This window comes from Sorangium sp. So ce295 (assembly GCF_051527405.1).
Lineage (GTDB): Bacteria > Myxococcota_A > Polyangia > Polyangiales > Polyangiaceae > Sorangium > Sorangium cellulosum_B.
Genome location: NZ_CP150324.1, coordinates 2,387,971 through 2,405,434, shown reverse-complemented (window position 1 = coordinate 2,405,434; position 17,464 = coordinate 2,387,971). Strand labels below are relative to the sequence as shown.

The 17,464-nt window shown below is 70.8% G+C and carries 14 protein-coding genes; 5 read left to right on the top strand and 9 right to left on the bottom strand.

Annotation, left to right across the window (positions count from 1 at the left end; genetic code table 11):
- Nucleotides 1-103 precede the first annotated feature (103 nt).
- The gene (ftsH, locus tag WMF11_RS09165) at nt 104-1,927 is read left to right on the top strand and encodes an ATP-dependent zinc metalloprotease FtsH (protein ID WP_437551104.1); all 1,824 of its coding nucleotides are present in this window, start codon (nt 104-106) and stop codon (nt 1,925-1,927) included.
- 9 nt (nt 1,928-1,936) lie between these two features.
- Here the strand turns inward: ftsH and lepB are convergent, their stop codons facing one another.
- Nucleotides 1,937-2,671: a signal peptidase I gene (gene lepB / locus WMF11_RS09160; protein WP_437977204.1), complete on the bottom strand. Its 735-nt coding sequence runs from the start codon at nt 2,669-2,671 to the stop codon at nt 1,937-1,939.
- A gap of 149 nt (nt 2,672-2,820) precedes the next feature.
- Here lepB and WMF11_RS09155 point away from each other — a divergent pair, with 149 nt between their 5' ends.
- From WMF11_RS09155 to WMF11_RS09145, 3 genes are all read left to right on the top strand, one after another.
- Nucleotides 2,821-3,564 (top strand): shikimate dehydrogenase, encoded by a 744-nt coding sequence (locus WMF11_RS09155; RefSeq protein WP_437977203.1) that lies wholly within the window; start codon nt 2,821-2,823, stop codon nt 3,562-3,564.
- A 187-nt stretch (nt 3,565-3,751) separates the two neighbouring features.
- Nucleotides 3,752-4,795: an arginine N-succinyltransferase gene (locus tag WMF11_RS09150; RefSeq protein ID WP_437551099.1), complete on the top strand. Its 1,044-nt coding sequence runs from the start codon at nt 3,752-3,754 to the stop codon at nt 4,793-4,795.
- 196 nt (nt 4,796-4,991) lie between these two features.
- Nucleotides 4,992-7,073 carry an FAD-dependent oxidoreductase gene (locus WMF11_RS09145; protein ID WP_437977202.1) on the top strand — a complete coding sequence of 694 codons (2,082 nt, stop codon included), beginning with the start codon at nt 4,992-4,994 and terminating at the stop codon, nt 7,071-7,073.
- Here WMF11_RS09145 and WMF11_RS09140 read toward each other — a convergent pair.
- The 8 genes from WMF11_RS09140 to WMF11_RS09105 all read right to left on the bottom strand — a co-directional run bounded on the left by WMF11_RS09140 (nt 7,062) and on the right by WMF11_RS09105 (nt 16,519).
- Nucleotides 7,062-7,796: an ABC transporter ATP-binding protein gene (locus tag WMF11_RS09140; RefSeq protein ID WP_272101325.1), complete on the bottom strand. Its 735-nt coding sequence runs from the start codon at nt 7,794-7,796 to the stop codon at nt 7,062-7,064. The genes WMF11_RS09145 and WMF11_RS09140 overlap by 12 nt on opposite strands.
- Before the next feature lie 7 nt (nt 7,797-7,803).
- On the bottom strand, nt 7,804-9,966 hold the full coding sequence (locus WMF11_RS09135; RefSeq protein ID WP_437551095.1) for an FtsX-like permease family protein: 2,163 nt from the start codon (nt 9,964-9,966) through the stop codon (nt 7,804-7,806).
- Nucleotides 9,963-11,684: a lysine--tRNA ligase gene (gene lysS / locus WMF11_RS09130; RefSeq protein ID WP_437977201.1), complete on the bottom strand. Its 1,722-nt coding sequence runs from the start codon at nt 11,682-11,684 to the stop codon at nt 9,963-9,965. Before lysS ends, WMF11_RS09135 begins: the two co-directional genes overlap by 4 nt.
- Nucleotides 11,681-12,824, bottom strand: a protein-coding gene (gene prfB, locus WMF11_RS09125) for a peptide chain release factor 2 (RefSeq protein WP_437555342.1) whose coding sequence is annotated in 2 segments (ribosomal slippage) — nt 11,681-12,754 and nt 12,756-12,824 — 1,143 coding nt in all. Because the reading frame shifts where the segments join, the coding sequence is not laid out codon by codon here. Before prfB ends, lysS begins: the two co-directional genes overlap by 4 nt.
- Nucleotides 12,825-13,085: 261 nt before the next feature.
- Complete coding sequence (locus WMF11_RS09120) at nt 13,086-13,559, bottom strand: hypothetical protein (protein ID WP_437977200.1); 474 nt, start codon at nt 13,557-13,559, stop codon at nt 13,086-13,088.
- A 260-nt stretch (nt 13,560-13,819) separates the two neighbouring features.
- Complete coding sequence (locus tag WMF11_RS09115) at nt 13,820-14,347, bottom strand: hypothetical protein (protein WP_437977199.1); 528 nt, start codon at nt 14,345-14,347, stop codon at nt 13,820-13,822.
- A 111-nt stretch (nt 14,348-14,458) separates the two neighbouring features.
- On the bottom strand, nt 14,459-16,171 hold the full coding sequence (locus WMF11_RS09110) for a DUF885 domain-containing protein (protein ID WP_437977198.1): 1,713 nt from the start codon (nt 16,169-16,171) through the stop codon (nt 14,459-14,461).
- A gap of 90 nt (nt 16,172-16,261) precedes the next feature.
- Nucleotides 16,262-16,519, bottom strand: coding sequence for a hypothetical protein (locus WMF11_RS09105; protein WP_437977197.1), 258 nt, complete (start codon nt 16,517-16,519; stop codon nt 16,262-16,264).
- On the opposite strand from WMF11_RS09105, the gene WMF11_RS09100 reads away from it, so the two are divergent.
- Nucleotides 16,518-17,441 (top strand): S1C family serine protease, encoded by a 924-nt coding sequence (locus WMF11_RS09100; protein WP_437977196.1) that lies wholly within the window; start codon nt 16,518-16,520, stop codon nt 17,439-17,441. The two genes, WMF11_RS09105 and WMF11_RS09100, sit on opposite strands and share 2 nt — an antisense overlap.
- The last annotated feature ends 23 nt before the right edge of the window (nt 17,442-17,464 follow it).

Sequence of the window (17,464 nt, the reverse complement as noted above, 5' to 3'; positions counted from 1 at the left end):
CCGCGAGGGTGCGCGGGCCGCCTTGGCAGGCTCCGTGCAGGGCGCACCGTGACGACAGGTCGGCCTCGCCGGCCATGTCGCTCGTCCGTGCGGAGGCGGGAGCATGCGGTCGCTCTGGATTGTTCTCGTCCTGGTGCTCGGCTCGGCGTTGCTGCTTCAGGTGATGGCGGCGTCCGACGGGCGGATCCCCTACGCGCGCTTCCGCTCGCTCGCGGAGAGCGGAGAGCTCGCCGAGATCGAGATCCGGGACGACATGTACATCGGACGCGCGGTGCCCGGCCTGAGCGCGCGCGCGCCGCAGAGTTATCGCACGGGGCGCATCGAGCAGACCGAGAAGGATCTGCTCGCCGATCTCGACCGGCGAGGGATCCCGTACACGCGCGTCGCGGACGAGCTGGGGCTGCCGCCGTACCTCTGGCTGCTGCTGCCGCTCGCCGGTCTGGCGGCGATGGGCCACCTCGCGTCGCGCCGCGCGACGACGGCAGGGACCATCTCGGGCGCCGCGACCGCCTTCGGCAAGCACAAGGCGCGGCTCTACGAGGAGCGGGGCGCGATCGCGACCTTCCGCGATGTCGCGGGCAACGCCGAGGCGAAGACGGAGCTCGGCGAGATCGTCGACTTCCTCAAAGCGCCCGAGCGCTACGAGAAGCTCGGCGGGCGGATGCCCAGAGGGGTGCTCCTCGTGGGGCCGCCCGGCACGGGCAAGACGTTGCTCGCTCGGGCGATCGCGGGAGAGGCGAGCGTACCCTTCTTCAGCGCAAGCGGGTCGGAGTTCGTGGAGATGTTCGTCGGCGTCGGCGCCGCGCGCGTGCGCGACCTCTTCTCCCAGGCGCGCGAGAAGGGGCCATGCCTCGTGTTCATCGACGAGCTCGATGCGGTCGGCAAGGTGCGCGGCCTCGGCGGATCCGTCGGCGGCCACGACGAGCGGGAGCAGACGCTCAACCAGCTCCTCACCGAGATGGATGGGTTCGACGCGCACACGGCCATGGTCGTGATCGCCGCGACGAACCGCGCCGAGATCCTCGATCCTGCGCTGCTCAGGCCGGGGCGGTTCGACCGCCGGGTGCACATCGATCGGCCCGACCTCGCCGAACGGAAGGAGATCCTCGCGGTGCACGCGAGGAAGGTGGCGCTCGATCCTGGCGCGGATCTCGACGCCGTGGCCGCGCAGACCGCGGGGCTCGTCGGCGCCGACCTCGCGAACATCGTCAACGAGGCCGCGCTGCTCGCGGCGCGGCGCGGCGCGGAGGCGGTGGGACAGAGCGACCTGGAGGCGGCGATCGAGCGCGGGCTCGCCGGGCTCGAGCGCCGCGGCAGGCGGCTCGGAGCGCGCGAGAAGCTCGTCGTCGCCTACCACGAGGTGGGGCATGCGCTGACCGCCTCGCTGCTGCCGACGCAGGATCCGGTGCGCAAGGTGTCCATCGTGCCGCGGGGACCGGGCGCCCTCGGGTACACGATCCAGCAGCCGCGCGAGGATCGTTACCTGTGGAGCCGGCAGGAGATCCTCGATCGGCTGGTCGTGCTGCTGGGGGGCCGCGTCGCCGAGGAGGAGGCCGTCGGAGACCTCTCGACCGGCGCGCAGGACGATCTGCTCAACGCGACCGAGCTCGCGCGTCGCATGGTCCGCGAGCTCGGGATGGGCCAAGGGCTCGGGCTCTCGGCGCTCGATCCGCGCCGGCCGCTGTCGTTCCTCGGCGAAGCGCAGGGCGCGATGCCGTCCGGCGCAGGGCCGCGGGAGTGCAGCGACGCGACCGCGCGCGCGATCGACGCGGAGGTCGCGCGGATCCTCGCGGACGCGGAGGCGCGGGCGCGCGCTTTGATCCAGGGGCACCGGCCGACGCTCGAGCGCGTCGCCGCCCGGCTCTACGAGGTCGAGACCCTGAGCGGCGATGAGCTCAGGGAGATGGTGGCAAGAGGGGAAGCCTAGAGCTGCCGCTCAGTCGACGCTCCGCAGCGCGCGGGACAGATCGAAGCCCGTGGCGTCATGGTGATAGACGACACGGAGCACGCGGCCGCGCAGGAGCTCTCTCGGCACCGCCCCCATCGCCCGGCTGTCGAGCGACGCGGCGCGGTTGTCGCCCATCACGAAGAGGTGGTCCGGCGGGACGACGACCGGACCGAACGCGTCGAAGTCGGGCTCGCCGGCCGCGTGGGTGACCTCGCCGAGGTGCTCCACCCTCGTGCCGTCCACGAGCTGCTCGAGGGCTTGCGCCGCGCCGTCGACGTACAGCACGCCTTGCCGGAGCATCACCGTCTGGCCCGAGAGCGCGATCACCCGCTTGACGAGGAGGGTGGGCCCGCCGCGCGGATCCGCGAAGAGCACCACGTCGCCGGCGCTCGGCCCGCTGCGCTCGAACAGGTAGTGATCCGTGAGCGGGACGCGGAGCCCGTAGGCGACCTTGTCGACGAGGATGCGATCGCCGGGGGTGATCGTCGGCCACATCGAGCCGGTGGGCACGTGGTACTGGTCCGCGAGGGTCGAGCGACCCAGCGTGAGGATCGCGAGCGCCGCGAGGATCTTGAGCAGGCTCCGCCCGAACGGCGCGACCGTCTGGTAGGCGCGCCGCGCGAGCGCGCGATCGGATCGAAGCATGAAAAGTCCGGCCTTGTCGGGCTGGAGGCACACCGCCGCGGCCTCCACCGCCGGCCGGGGAACGCTGGGCTCGCTCATCTCTGGCGGGGCTAGCATCCGCGCTCGAGACAAGCCAGCTTCGCTGCATGCACGGCTGCACTTCATCGACTGCACCACTCTCCCAAGCTCTGGGCCGCCTCACACTCTGCGGATCAATGTCGCGTCATCCGGTAACGACAGGGGCCGCCATGCACCTCGCCGGCTACCGCGCGCTGGGACTCGATTTTACCTATATCCCTTTTGCGGTGACCGATGTTGAAGGCGCGACGCGCGGGATGCGCGCGCTCGGGATCCGCGGCCTCGGCGTGTCGATGCCCTACAAGCAGGCGGTAATTCCATGGCTCGACGAGCTCGATCCCGTCGCCGAGCGGATCGGCGCGGTCAACACGATCGTGAACAATGACGGGCGCCTCAGGGGCTACAATACCGACTGGATCGGCGCGGTGCGGGCGCTCGAGGAGGTGACGCGGCTCGTGGGCGCGCGGGTGCTGCTCCTCGGCGCCGGCGGCGCGGCGCGCGCTGTCGCGTTCGGGCTCGCGGAGCGCGGCGCCAGCGTCACGGTGGCGAACCGCGATCTCGAGAAGGCGCGGCGGCTCGCGGCGGCGGTCGGCGGGGCGGCCGTGCCCCTCGACGCAGCGGCGCTCTCGCCCGACCACGGCGTCCTCGTGAACGCCACGTCGCTCGGCATGGCCGAGGTCGATCCGCGAAGCCCTGTCCCGGAGGAGTGGTTGCGGGAAGGTCTCCTGGTGATGGATATCGTGTACAAACCGATGATCACGGAGCTCGTGGCGGCGGCGCGTCGGCGCGGAGCGACCGCCGTTCACGGCGGGAGGATGCTCCTCCACCAGGCTGCCGAGCAGTTCCGGCTGTACACCGGGCAGGAGCCGCCGCTCGATGCCATGGACGACGCGCTGCGCGCTCAGCTCGGCTGACGCGCGGAGCCGCCGCTCGACGCCACGGACGAAGCGTCGCGCGCTGAGCTCGGCTGACGCGCGCGACGTCCTGCGGCAGGCTCGCGCTGTCCGGCCGGCCAGGGTGCGCGGCGATCGCCGCTCTGCGCCGTGCGCGCGGCCTCCGGAGCAATGGCGAAGGACGGGCGCCACGCGTAGGCTTCCGGCGATGATCTCGTTCGAGATACGCGCAGCCGTGACCGGCGACGAGGAACAGCTCCTCTATGTCGCGCGCCACCTGAACTCGGTCAACCTGCCGAACAACCGTGACGCAATCCACGAGATCGTCGCCGAGAGCCACAAGAGCTTCAACGGGGCGATCCAGGATCCCCGCCTCCGCCAATACGTCTTCGTGCTCGTCGACCTGACGAAGGGCGACAAGGGCATGATCGTCGGGACGTCGATGATCATCGCGCAGCTCGGCCGGCGCGGCATCCCCTACATCTTCTTCGACGTGCTCGACGAGGAGAAGTACTCGGCCACGATCGACAAGCACTTCCATCATACCGTGCTGCGCATCGGCTACTCGTACAACGGCCCCACGGAGATCGGCGGGCTCGTGCTCATGCCGGAGTACCGGCAAGGGCCCGAGCGGCTCGGCACGATGATCTCCTATGTTCGCTTCCTCTACATGGCCGCGCGATCCGCGCTGTTCCAGGACGAGATCCTCGCGGAGCTGATGCCCCCGCTCGAGCCGGACGGGACAAGCCACCTCTGGGAAGCGCTCGGGCGCAAGTTCACCGACATGAGCTATGCCGACGCGGATCTCCTCTCCAAGAAGAACAAGGAGTTCATCAAGGGGCTCTTCCCGGAGGGGACCATCTACGCCTCGCTGCTGCCCGAGGACGCGCAGCGCGTGATCGGGAAGGTCGGGGCGCAGACCCGGGGGGTGGAGAAGCTGCTCCGCCGCGTCGGCTTCCGCTACGCTCACAGGGTCGATCCGTTCGACGGAGGGCCGCACTTCACCGCCCGCATGGACGAAATCTCGCTCGTGAGCGATACGCGCCGGGCGAAGGCGGGCCGCCCGTTCACCCCGAGCCCGTCGGATCCGAAGGGCATCCTCGCGATCGAGCGCCCAGACGCCCCTTATTTTCGCGCGGTCGCCGCGAGCCTCCGGGATGAGGGAGAGCTCGGCATGGCGATCGCCGAGGACGCCTGGAAGCACCTGGAGCTCCAGCCTCGCTCGCCGATCTGGGTCCTGCCGATGCCGTGACAGGGCGTCTGCGCGCCGCGTCCGGCACGCGCAAGACCAGCGGATCAGCCCGCCTGTGCGACACGTCCCGCACGCGCGAGAGCAGCGGATCAGCCCGCCTGCGCGCCGCGCCCACCAGCGGATCAGCCCGCCTTGCATCGCGACGATTCTGTTGCTACAGAATTAACAGAAGCTTTCACGAGCGATTCGGAGGACCATGACCCTTGGATTGGACCTCGATTTCGGGCGCTTGCCCGCGCTGGAGCGGAGGGAACGCTGGCCCGGGACACCGAGGGAGGATGCCGGCGCGGAGAGCGCCCCCGAGGCAAAGGACGGCACGGCACCCAGGCTCTCTGGGCGGGAGATGCGTATTGCCGCCGCGCTCGCCGAGGCGGCGATGCCGCCCGGCCGCTTCCTCGACGGCGCGGGCGCCGCGACCGCCAGCCGACTCGCGGCCTGGCTCGGCTCGATCCCGCCGCACCTGGCGCAGGGGGTGCGCGCGGCGCTGTGGGCGATAGAGCTCGCTCCCCTTCCGTTCCGGCTCAGGCCGCTGTCGGCGCTGCCGCTCGAGGAGCGGATGGAGGTGCTCCGCGGCTTCGAGCAGAGCCGGGCGCGGACGCTGCGCTCGGTGCTCCGCGCCGCGCTCACGCCGCTCAGGTTCGTCCACTACGACCGGCCCGAGATGTTCAAGCACGTCGGCTGCCGTTACGAGCTGCCCACGGTGCGCGACGAGGCGCCGCGCTGGCTCGCGCAGGTGACCGACGGGCGCGAGGTCGAGGAGGACCTGGAGCTCGAGTGCGAGGTCCTCGTGATCGGCACCGGCGCCGGCGGAGCGGCCGCGGCCTACGAGCTCGCGTCGCGCGGACACGCGGTGCTCATGCTCGAGGAGGGCGACTTCCACCGCCGCTCGAGCTTCACCGGCCGGCCCGCGCGCGCCTACCGGGAGATGTACCGCGACCACGGGCTCGACATGACGCTCGGCAACGTGAATATCCCCGTGTTCGCGGGGCGCGCCGTCGGAGGGAGCACCGTGATCAACTCCGGTACTTGCTACCGGGCTCCGGAGAGCACCTTCGCGTCGTGGCGCGACGGCATGAGGCTCCCTGCGGAGTTCTCGTCCGGCGGGCTCGCTCCCTATTACGAGCGCGTCGAGCGCATGCTCCAGGTCGCCCCCGCCGACCCGCTTCACCTCGGGGCGATCGGGCCGATCGTCCGGCGCGGGGCGGAGCGGCTCGGGCTGCGGCACGGGCCGCTCCAGCGCAACGCGCCGGACTGCGATGGGCAGGGGATCTGCTGCTTCGGCTGCCCCACGGGGGCCAAGCGCTCGACCGACGTGAGCTACGTGCCCGAGGCGCTCAAGCGGGGCGCGCAGCTGATCACCGCGGCGCGGGTCAGGACGATCGACATCGTGGCGGGCCGCGCGCGGGGGGCGACTGCAGTGCTCGGCGGCGACACGAGGGCCGGAGGCAACGACGACCGCGCGGCGAGCGGCGCAAGGCGGCAGCCTCGGCTCGTGGTCAGGGCGGAGGCCGTCGTCGTGGCCGGCGGCGCGCTGATGACGCCGCTGCTCCTGCGCCGGAGCGGAGCATGCCTGTCGAGCGGCGCGCTGGGAAAGAACCTCTCGATCCACCCGGCCTCGAAGGTGATGGCGCTCTTCGATGAGCGGATCGATCAGTGGCAAGGCATCCCGCAGGGCTACCAGATCGACCACTTCGCCGATGAAGGGCTGATGTTCGAGGGAGGCTCGCTCCCGTTCGACGTCGCCGCGCTGGCCGTGCCCTGGACGGGACACCGCTACACGGAGCTGATGGAGCGGTACCCGCACCTCGCGACGTTCGGGTTCATGATCAAGGACACGAGCCGCGGCGAGGTGAAGCCGGGGATCGGCGGCACGCCGCTCGTGCTCTACACGATGAACGGGGAGGACCTCGCGAAGATGAAGCGCGGGGTCGAGCTGCTCTGCGAGGTGTTCCTGGCCGCGGGGGCGCGGCGCGTCCTGCCGCTCGTCGCCGGCTGCGACGAGGTGAACGGCCCCGCGGACCTGGAGCGGCTCAAGGCGCGGCAGATCAAGGCCGGGGACCTCGACGTGGCCGCGTTCCACCCGCTCGGGACATGCCGTATCGGGGTGGATCCGCGGTCATCGTGCCTCGGACCGGACCACCAGGCGCACGACGTCGCCGGGCTCTACGTGTGCGATGGAAGCGCGATCCCCTCGTCGCTCGGCGTGAACCCGCAGATGACCATCATGGCCATGTCGCTGCGCGCGGCCGAGCTGCTGAGCGAGCGGCTATCCGGCTGAGCCGTCGCGGTACCCGAGGGCCGCGGCGCGCTCGCTGCCGATGCGATCGCTCTCGATCGTCCCGTCGCGCATCGTCACCACGCGCGGCATCGACTCGGCGAAGCTGAGGTTGTGCGTGACAACCACGATCGTGGTGCCGTGCTTGCGGTTCATCTCGAAGAACAGCTGGTGGATCGAGTCGCTCGTCGCGGTGTCGAGGTTCCCGGTCGGCTCGTCGGCGAGGAGGAGCTTCGGCGACAGGACGAGCGCCCGCGCCAGGGCCACGCGCTGCTGCTCGCCGCCCGACAGCTCCCCCGGCCGGTGCGTCGCGCGCGCTGCGAGCCCGACCTCGGCGAGCAGCGAGCGCGCGAGCGGCTCCATCTCGCGGCGGGTCTTCCCCTGGATGAGGCCCGGCATCATCACGTTCTCGACCGCGTTGAACTCGGGGAGCAGGTGGTGGAACTGGAAGACGAAGCCGATCGTCCGGTTCCGGATCGCCGCGAGCCGCGAGCCCGGGAGGCCGGTGAGCTCGTCGTTGCCGAGGCGGATACGGCCGCTCGTCGGGAGGTCCAGCGTGCCGATGCAGTGGAGGAACGTGCTCTTGCCGGCGCCGGAGGGGCCCACGAACGCCACGACCTCGCCCTGGTTGATGACGATGTCGATGCCGCAGAGCACGTGGAGCTCGCGGCCCATGTGAACGAAGGTCTTGCGGAGGTCTTCGACGACGACGAGCGGAGTGGACATGGAGTGATTACTCGTAGCGGAGCCCGTCGACCGGAGAGAGCCTCGAGGCGGCGCGGGCCGGGTAGATGGTGGCGATGGTGCAGATGAGCAGCGACGCGACCGCGACCATCGCGTAGTCGGAGAGGTTCACGTTCACGGGCAACCGGTCGATGTAATAGACGTCCGGATCGAGCCGGACACCGAACCAGTACAGGCCCGTGCAGACCGCGAGCGCGGTGCCGACACCGTAGATCGTGCCGATGGCGCCGATGATCACGCCCTCGAGCATGAACACGCGCATCACCGCGTTGTCCGAGGCGCCCAGCGCCTTCAGGACGGCGATCTCCTTGCCCTTCTCGGTCACCATGAGGAGCAGCGTGCAGACGATGCAGAAGCTCGCGACCGCGATGGCGATGGACAGGATGATGAACGTCGCGATCTTCTCCAGCTTGAGCGCGCTGAAGAGGTTCTTGTTCATCTCCATCCAGTCGCGGACGCGGAGCTGAGGCGGCGGCTTTCCTCCCTCCGGCGCCTCGTCGAGCGCGGCGCTCGCGGCGACGGCCGCCTCCACGGCCGGGCGGACCTCCTGCACCCGCTCGGGATCCGGGACCCGGATGTCGATATGGGTGATCTTGTCGTCGAGGCTGAAGAACTTCTGCGCCTCTTCCATCAAGACGTACGCGTGCGTGACGTCGTACTCGTACATGCCGCTATAGAAGATCGCCGCGACGCGGAACCTGCGGGAGCGCGGCATCACGCCGGTGGGGCCGAGCTCGCCCATCGGCGACAGGAGGGTCACCTCGTCCCCGACGAGCACGTGGAGCGATTTCGCGAGCTCGCGGCCGATGATGACGCCCGGGTACACGCGCGTCTGCAGCTTCAGGTAGTCGCGCACCGACGGGTCGACGTCCGTTGGCTGGCGGAAGTCCGGCCCCTTGAAGTACGGCTCCCCGCCAGGACCTCGGCCGATGATCTCCTCGGGAGGCAGGCTCGTCAGCTTCTCGGGCTCGCGCAGGTAGTCGAAGCTGCCGACCTCGATGTTCTTGGCGAGGTCGATGACCTGCCCGATGGTGTCCGGATCGATGCCGCGGACGAGCGCGCCCGCGGTGTTCGAGGCGCTGGAGCCCATCGCCTCGCCGGCCGCGACCGGGGTCGCGGCGCCTCCGTAGGGCGCGAGCGCGACGCGCACCTGGGTGAGCTTGTCGTCCCAGTTGCCGAAGCCGCCAGGGCGGGAGGCGTCGACGACCATGTGCGCGTTGTTGCCGAGGATCTTGCGCTTCAGATCGGCGCCGAAGCCGCCCATGATGCTCGTCACCGAGCACAGGGCGCACGAGCTGACGGCGACGCCGGCCATCGACAGGACCGAGATGACCGTGAGAAAGCCGCTCTTCGAGGCGCGCACATGGCGCGCGGCCACGTGGGGCACGAAGCTCCGGCGCTCGAGCGCGTCGAGGGCGAGCGGCAGGAGCGCCGACAGCACGAAGAACAGGAAGACGACGCTCGAGACGAGCGCGGTGAAGCGGATGATCTGATCCGTCGAATTGAACGACGCGCCCTTCCCGACGGGCATCCTGGCCGTGAGCGTCGCGGTGACGCCGAACGCAACGCCCACGAGCGCGCCCCACCACCAGCCGAGCGCGCGATAGAGCCCCCTGCGGACGGGGCGGCTCCCGGCGACCAGATAGCCCGCGCCCGCGCCGAAAAGGATGCCTCCAAGGATCCACCTGAAGGTCGGCTGGATGGGCAGGACCGCGACCCAGAGGACGACGATCGCGAGCGCGGCGATCAGGGACATCGCGCCGAGCACGCGGAGCCCCACGCGGGCCTTGGACCCCCACCTGCCGGAGAGCCACCGGGCGTTGTCCGCAGCCATCCTGGCCCGGAACAGCCGAAGGGCACCCCCCACGATCAGCGTGGCGACGAGCTGGGCGATCAGCTGGGTATTGCCCGCGAAGAAGGCGCCGATGGGCGCGAGGCTCTTCGCGCGCCCGCTGGACGCGATGAGCGTGAGCGCGAGCAGGCTGGCGCCCGTGAGAGCGACCACGACCCCGACGCGCACGACGCCGGGACGCCGCGGCTCCAGCTCGCCCTTCTTGTCGAAGCGGGTGTAGCCCCGCCAGGCGAGCAGGACGATGCCAAGAGCAACGGCGGCGAGGAGCGCCGCCTGCAACGACCTGGAGAGCTCGATCACGCGTCGGTCTCGGGACGGAGGAGCGGGAACAGGATGACGTCGCGGATGGAGGTCGCGCCGGTGAGGAGCATCGTCAGGCGATCGACCCCCATGCCGAAGCCCGCCGTCGGCGGGAGGCCGTGCTCCAGGGCGCGGACGTAGTCGGCGTCGTAATCCATCGCCTCCTCCTCGCCCCGGGACTTCTTCTCGACCTGCGCGCGGAAGCGCGCGTCCTGGTCCTCGGGGTCGTTGAGCTCGCTGAAGGCGTTGCAGAGCTCGCGGCCGTCGATGAAGAGCTCGAAGCGGTCGACCAGCGAAGGATCGCTGTCCTTCTTGCGCGCGAGCGGGGAGACCTCGAAGGGATAGTCGATGATGAAGACAGGCACGCTCTTGTCGCCCGCCTCCGTGCGGTAGTCCCTCGTGAGGAACGGCTCGACAACGTACTCGTAGGCGCAGAAGACGAGCTCACCCGGGGACTCGCACTTCTTCGCGCCCGCGCGGAAGTTCGTCCAGTCGATCTCGCGCCCGCTCGCCTTCGCCGCCTTCGCCCACTCCTTGATCGGGGCGTCGTCCGCGGCGACGCGCTGCGGGACGTCGGCCGGCAAGCCCGACTTCGCCAGGGCGCGGGCGATCCCCTCGGCCATGGGGACGCGCTCGAAGCGCTCGAGCGAGTACGTGCGCTGCGCCGCCCAGGCCGCGTGCTCGGCCGGGAGCCGCTCGGCGAGGCGGGCGTCGACGTGGCAGAGCATCGCCTCGGTCGCGTCCATCAGCGTCTCGTACGTCGCGTACGCCTGGTAGTACTCGAGCATCGTGAACTCGGGGTTGTGCCGCGTCGACAGCCCCTCGTTCCGGTAGCAGCGCGCGATCTCGTAGACGCGCTCGAAGCCGCCGACCACGAGCCGCTTCAGGAAGAGCTCCGGCGCGATGCGCATGAAGAGCTCGAGGTCGAGCGCGTTGTGGTGGGTCTTGAACGGCTTCGCGGCAGCGCCGCCGACGAGCGTGTGCATCGTCGGGGTCTCGACCTCGAGGAAGCCGCGCGCGTCGAGGAACTCGCGCAGCGCGGCGACGATCGCGGTGCGGGCGCGGAAGACCCCCGCGACGTGCGGGTTGGCCACGAGATCGACGTACCGCATGCGGTAGCGCGACTCGACGTCCTTGAAGCTCGTCTTGGTCGGCAGCGGGCGGTAGGCCTTCGTGAGCAGCCGGAGGCGCCCTGCGCGGATCGAGAGCTCGCCCTTCTGCGTCGCCATCGCGACGCCGTGGGCCTCGACGAAGTCGCCGAGATCGATGTCCTCCAGCCGCTCGAAATCGGCGAGGATCCCCTGCTCGCAGTAGAGCTGGAGCTCGCCGGTTCGGTCGCGCAGCCGGACGAAGGTGACGCCGCCGAACGAGCGCACGAAGAGGACCCGGCCCGCGACGCGGAGCGGGACCGGCTCGACGCGCGCCGGATCGTAGCGATCCGCCGCGGAGGAGGCGGATCGCTCGGGCGCGGCGCCCTCGGGCCTCGGCTCGGCCGCGGCCCGCGCCCCGTCGAAGCGGGCGCGGACGGCCGCGAGCTCGACGAGCGGCTCGCCCTCCGTGACGTCGTTGGCGAACGGGTTGTCGCCGCGGGCGCGGAGGCGGGCCGCCTTCGCCTTGCGGGTGGCGATCAGCGTCTCCTCGGCGCGCGCGGCCTCGGCGGCCTCCTTCACGAGCCGCTCGGTCTTCTTGTCGTTCGGTCTGTCTTTTTGCTGGCTCACGGAGCGTCGTCCTCCGCGACGGAGCCGCCCTTCCTGAGCGAACCGCCGGCCGCGGCGAGCAAATAGGCCTCGATGAAGCCCTCGAGATCGCCGTCGAGGACGGCGTCCACGTCGGTGGCCTCGGTGGAGGTGCGCACGTCCTTGACGAGCCGGTAGGGCGCGAGGACGTAGTTCCTGATCTGGCTGCCGAAGTTGATGGCGCTCTTCGCGGCGTTGTAGGCCTGGACCTCCGCATCCCGCTTCTGGAGCTCCATCTCGTACAGCTTCGCCTTGAGGACCTTCATCGCCATCGCGCGGTTCTGGTGCTGGCTGCGCTCGGCGCGGCACACGATGTTCAGGCCGGTCGGGAGGTGCCGCAGGCGAACGGCGGTCTCGACCTTGTTCACGTTCTGCCCGCCCTTGCCGCCGGCGCGCATCGTCGTGATCTCGATGTCCTTCTCGTTCACCTGGATGTTGATCTCGTCGTCGCTGTCCGGGGTGACCTCGACGGCGGCGAACGCGGTCTGGCGCGTGTGATCGGCGTTGAACGGGCTCATCCGGACGAGGCGGTGGACCCCGGCCTCGGAGCGCAGATAGCCGTAGGCGGCGTCGCCGCTCACCGTGAGGGTGACGGCGTCGATGCCGGCCTCGTCGCCGTCCTGGTAGTCGATGATCTCCGTCTTGTACCCACGGCGCTCGCAGAAGCGCAGGTACATGCGGAGGAGCATGGACGCCCAGTCCTTCGCGTCGGTGCCGCCGGCGCCCGGGTGGATGCTGACGATGGCGTTGCCGCGGTCGGCGGGGCCGGACAGCATGCGATCGAGCTCGACCTTGCGCAGGCGCCCGGCGATGGCGCCGGCCTGCGCGTCGGCGTCGGCGATGACGCCCTCGTCGCCCTCGGCAGCGCCGAGCTCGAGGTACTCCGCGAGATCCTCGATCTCGCGGCCGAGCCGCTGCGCCACCTCGAGCTTCGACTCGACCTGGGCGCGCTTGCGGAGGACGGCTTGGGCCTTTTCCTGATCGTTCCAGAACCCCGGCGACAGCGTCGTCTGGGTCAGATCCTGGAGCATCCGTTCGAGCTTGGGGACGTCAAAGATGCCCCCTTAGCGCCTCAAAGCGCCGTTTGATGTCGAGGACTTTCTCGCGGGTCTCGGAGAGCATGGCCGGGGATCTATTCGATCTGGGCGGCGATCGCCAGGAGAGACGCAGGCGAGACCGCCGCGCGCGGGCGGACCGAGGCGGCTCCACGTCGGGTCCACGTCGGGCGCGCCGACGACGCGCTCGTCAACGCGGCGCGCAGGCGGGAGAGCGTGCGGCGGATGACCCGGCGCCGCGGATTCCTTCCGTGGGCCCCCGTCACGACTGCGGGGCGCCCCGAGGCCGCGCGAGCTCCGAGCTTCCCGTCCAGCGGGACAAGGCGCCTCAACCAGGAGTCGGCGCAGGGGCGGATTCCCGGACGGCGCGGCGGATCCTGGACCACAACCGCTGAGCGCTCCGCGCTTGCCTTGGGTTCCGCAGGGCATCCCTGATGGCCCTGATGGAGACCGCGGGAGGCGGCGCCTCGCTGCTCAGCGCGGCGTCGAGGTAGCGGCCCAGGAACTCCGTCAAGGCGACGGCGGTGACCGCATTGGAGAAGAGACCGGCGACCGGGACGAGGCCGAGCGTGAAGTTGGCGAAGAGCCTTACGCCCGCTCCACCCCAGATGATCTTGCTCACCTGCAGCCACGGAGCCCTGCGGAGCGACACGCCCCGGCGCCGGGTCAGCGACACGGAGAAGGAGTAATGAATGGGAACCACGATCAACTCATCTGCCCCGGGAATGGGCTGAGTGACGAAGCTGATCACTGCAGCGATGGCAGAATACTTGTTGGTCATCCGGCGGATCGTCGGTTCCATGGGTCGTATATACGGCCTGGAGCCTGCCGCCGGGAGGCCGAGACAAGCATGTTGACGAGGGCATGGCCCGCGCAGCCGAGGGCGGATCACGCTCGGCCTGGACGAAGCATGGGAGTCTCCGCGCTCGTCGGTGTCCCGGGGGGCCTGGAGATCTTTGCAGGACAGAGAGAGGGAGGTCTCCAAAGCACGCTGGAGCGCCCCGCGGATTGGACCCCGGCATGGGAAAGACCATTTCCCGCGTCCCTCGCGAGGCGCCGGCGCTACGGATCGAGCCCTTCCCTGCACGCGACCCGGAGCTCACCGAGCGCGGCGACGAGCGCGCCGCGCTCGCCCTGCCACGCCGGCGACGGGTCCTCGGCGTCACGCCGGCGGATGTGCTCGCGGGCCTCGTCCCAGAGCGGACGCGGCGGCACGAGCGGCGGCACCCGCGCGCGCACGTCGTCCGCCAGGCGCAGCACGCGCTCGACGCGGGACAGCGCCTCGCCGAGCGGCACCTCGCCCGCCTTGCAGCGCCGGAGCAGGCCGCACTCGTAGCTGCTGCACACGGAGAAGCGCATCTCGTAGACGGTGCACTTCCGGTCGAGGTGGCAGGGGCACGGCAGGCTGAAGGCGTCGTGGTACCGATTGCAAGCGAGGGGCAGGCGCAGCTTCTCGGCCCGCGGGATCTCGTGCTCCTCGAGCGGCGCGACGTCGAAGAGCAGCCCCGTGCAGCAGAGGCCGCACGCGGTGCAGAGGTCCGAGCCGTCCGGCCGCGCCTCGAGGACTTCATTCGCTGGGGGAGCGCTCACCCGCGTCGATTGGCACGCGCGTGGCCGCGCGTCGAGGCGCGAAGCGGGCGGGCGGGCGGCACGCGCGTGTCTGACGCGCGCGTGTCTGACGCGCGCGTGTCTGACGCGCGATCAGTGCGCGGCGTCGTCGAGCACGATCTCGCGCAGATGGTCGAGCCCGACGGACCCGGAGCCGATCACCCTGGCGTGAAACGCCTTCAGATCGAAGGCCTCGCCGTGGCGGCGCCGCAGCGTGTCGCGCAGCTCCAGGACGACGCGCTCGCCGACCTTGTAGGAGATCGCCTGCCCCGGCCAGCCCAGATAGCGCGTCGCCTCGCTGTGCGCGTGATCCGGCGGGAGGAAGGCCCGGCGCTGGAGGTACTCGACGGCGATCTCGTAGCGCCAGGGCTCGCCGGCGTGGAGCGGCGCGTCCCGGGGGATCGGCAGCTCCAGGTGCATGCCGATGTCGAGGACGACGCGGTAGGCGCGCGTCAGCTTGCCCGCGAGCATCCCGAGCACGTAATCGGGGCGCTCGAAATAACCGAGCTCGTACATCAGCTGCTCGGCGTAGAGGGCCCACCCCTCGGCGTGGCCGGAGTTCGTCACCAGGAAGCGGTGGAGCCGGCTCAGCCGGTCATCGAGGTGCACCTGGAGCGCGCACTGCAGGTGATGGCCAGGAAAGCCCTCGTGGTACGCCGTGGTGATCTCCTCGTAGAGCGGGAACGCCTGCTTCGTGCCGGGCGCATACCAGACGGTGCCGGGCCGCTTGAAGCCGTCGCTCGGGGGCACGTAGTAGGCGCCGAGCGCGCCGCCCGGCGGAGCGAGCTTCACCTCGATGTGACGGATGGGCGCCGGGATGTCGAAATGGACGCCGTCGAGATCGGCGAGCGCCTTTCGCTGGCGCTCGGACATGATGCGGAGGAACTCGTCGGAGCCCTGCGCGCACCGGGCGGGGTCGGTCATGAGCAGATCGATCACCTCGGACAGCGACGCGCCGGGGAGGATCTCGCCGGCGAGGCGCGCCATCTGGGCCTCGATGGCGTGCACCTCGGACCACCCCCAGGCGTAGGTCTCGATCGGGTCGATGCTCGCGCCGAGGAAGCGGCGCGCGAGGCGCAGGTAGCGCTCCTCTCCCACGGCGTCCGCGGCGCGCGCGCTCGGCAAGTACGTCTGCTCCAGGTAGCCGGCGAGCGCGCCGAACGCGGCGCGCGCCCGCTCGACGCCGTCGACGACGCGCGCGCGGACGGCGCCCGCGCCGCGACCCGACGCCTCGTGAGCGGCCGGCAGCGTGAGGAAGAACGACGCGTCGCCCGCCTGGTAGCGCGCCTGCTCGATCACGGCGAACACCTGGCGACGCGCGACGAGCTGGCCCGTCCGGCGCCCCTCCTCGAGCGAAGCGCGGTAGCTGTCGCACGCGCGCGGCAGCCCCTCCAGGCGCGACGCGATGGCCTCCCAGCCGGCGGCGCTGTGGACATCCATGAGGTCGAAGACCATCCGGAGGTGCTGGAACGCCGACTCGATGTTGTTGAGATCGCGCAGGTGCTCGCCGTGACGGAAATCGTCGAGCCGCTCCTCCAGGTGATCCGCCATGACACGGCGTGCGAGGCGACCCCACCGCGCCTCCACCCCGGGGCGCGGCGGCGGCAGCGAGCGGAGCCGCTCCTGGAAGGACGCGACCGTGGAGGCCCAGGACGCGGCGCCGCTCGGGCTCCAGTCGTTCCAGGCGCCTTCGTCGCAGGGGATGCCCGCGAGGGTGGCATGGGCAGGACAGCGGGCAGCGAAGGCTTCGACGAACTCGTCGCTGAGGGCGAAGATAGGATCGCGCGCGTCGTGGTCTTGGCTCACCGCGACAGCATATGCGGGCACGACCGGATTTTCTCCGGGCGCGCGAGACGATCCGTCGGGTCTTCGTTACGCTTGCTGGAGGGAGGTCGCTCACGCGGCGGCCTCGGGGAGCGACATGAACCACCGCAGCCTGCCAGGCGAGCTCCATGACGACGACCGGCCCTCCTGCGCCGCTCCTCCATCGCGCCCCCGTCCCCCGCTGCGGCGCGCCTGGCCGCGCGTCTCGGCGCTCGTCGCCGCGGCGGCGATCGCGGCGCTCGGCTGCACCGCGAGCTCGGCGAGCCAGCCGGCGACCTCCGCGTCACGGCCCGCGGCGATGACGCCAGCGCAGATCGCGGCGCGCGCCATGCCGGCGGTCGTCACGATCCGCGGCGACGGCTCGCTCGGGGCGGGCTTCCTCGTGCGCGAGGACGGCTGGATCGCGACGAATTTCCACGTCGTCGCCGGGATGCCGGACCTCAAGGTCGTCCTCTCGGATCAGAGCGAGCACCCGGTGCTCGAGGTGCTCGCGTTCGACGAGGCTCGAGATCTGGCGATCGTCCGGATCCACGCGCCTCGGAGGCTCCCGCTGCTCTCCCTCGGCAACAGCGGCGCGGTCCGCCCGGGCGATCCGGTCGTCGCGATCGGCCATCCGCTCGGCCTCGCGGACACCGTGTCGAACGGCCTCGTGAGCGCGGTCCGCGTCGTGGATCCGGAGCTGACGCTGCTGCAGATCTCCGCGCCGATCGCGCCAGGCTCCTCGGGCGGCCCGCTGTTCAACGATCACGGCGAGGTGATCGGCGTCGCCGCGGCGGTCTCGACGCAGGGGCAGAACCTCAACTTCGGCGTGCCCGCCGACTACCTCAAGCGGCTGCTCGTGCGCCCCGATCCCGTCCCGCTCTCGACGTTCGCGGCCGAGACGGCCGACGAAGAGCAAGGGCTGCCGGCGGTCAAGCGATCGGTGCCTCACCACGCGCTCGCGATCCTCCGCGGCTGCACCGAGGGTGACCTGCTCGTCTTGGCGCGCACGATGGACGGCGCGATCCAGGTCGGCTCGCCCCTCTACAACCAGGGGGATTTCGCGTCCTGCTATCACGTCTACGCAGGCGCCTCGCTCGACATGGAGCGCCGGCTCGGCCCCGCGTGCAGGGGCCCGAAGAACGCGCTCGTCGAGGGGCGGCGCAAGGCGGCTGGCCTCGACGACGAGGCCGCCCAGGCCTGGGCGATGCGCGACGCGTTCGACGGGCTGCTCGAGGTGATCCTGCGCAAGGTCCACGGCGAAGCGCAGTGAGCGCCTCGCCGCGGTAGCGAAGG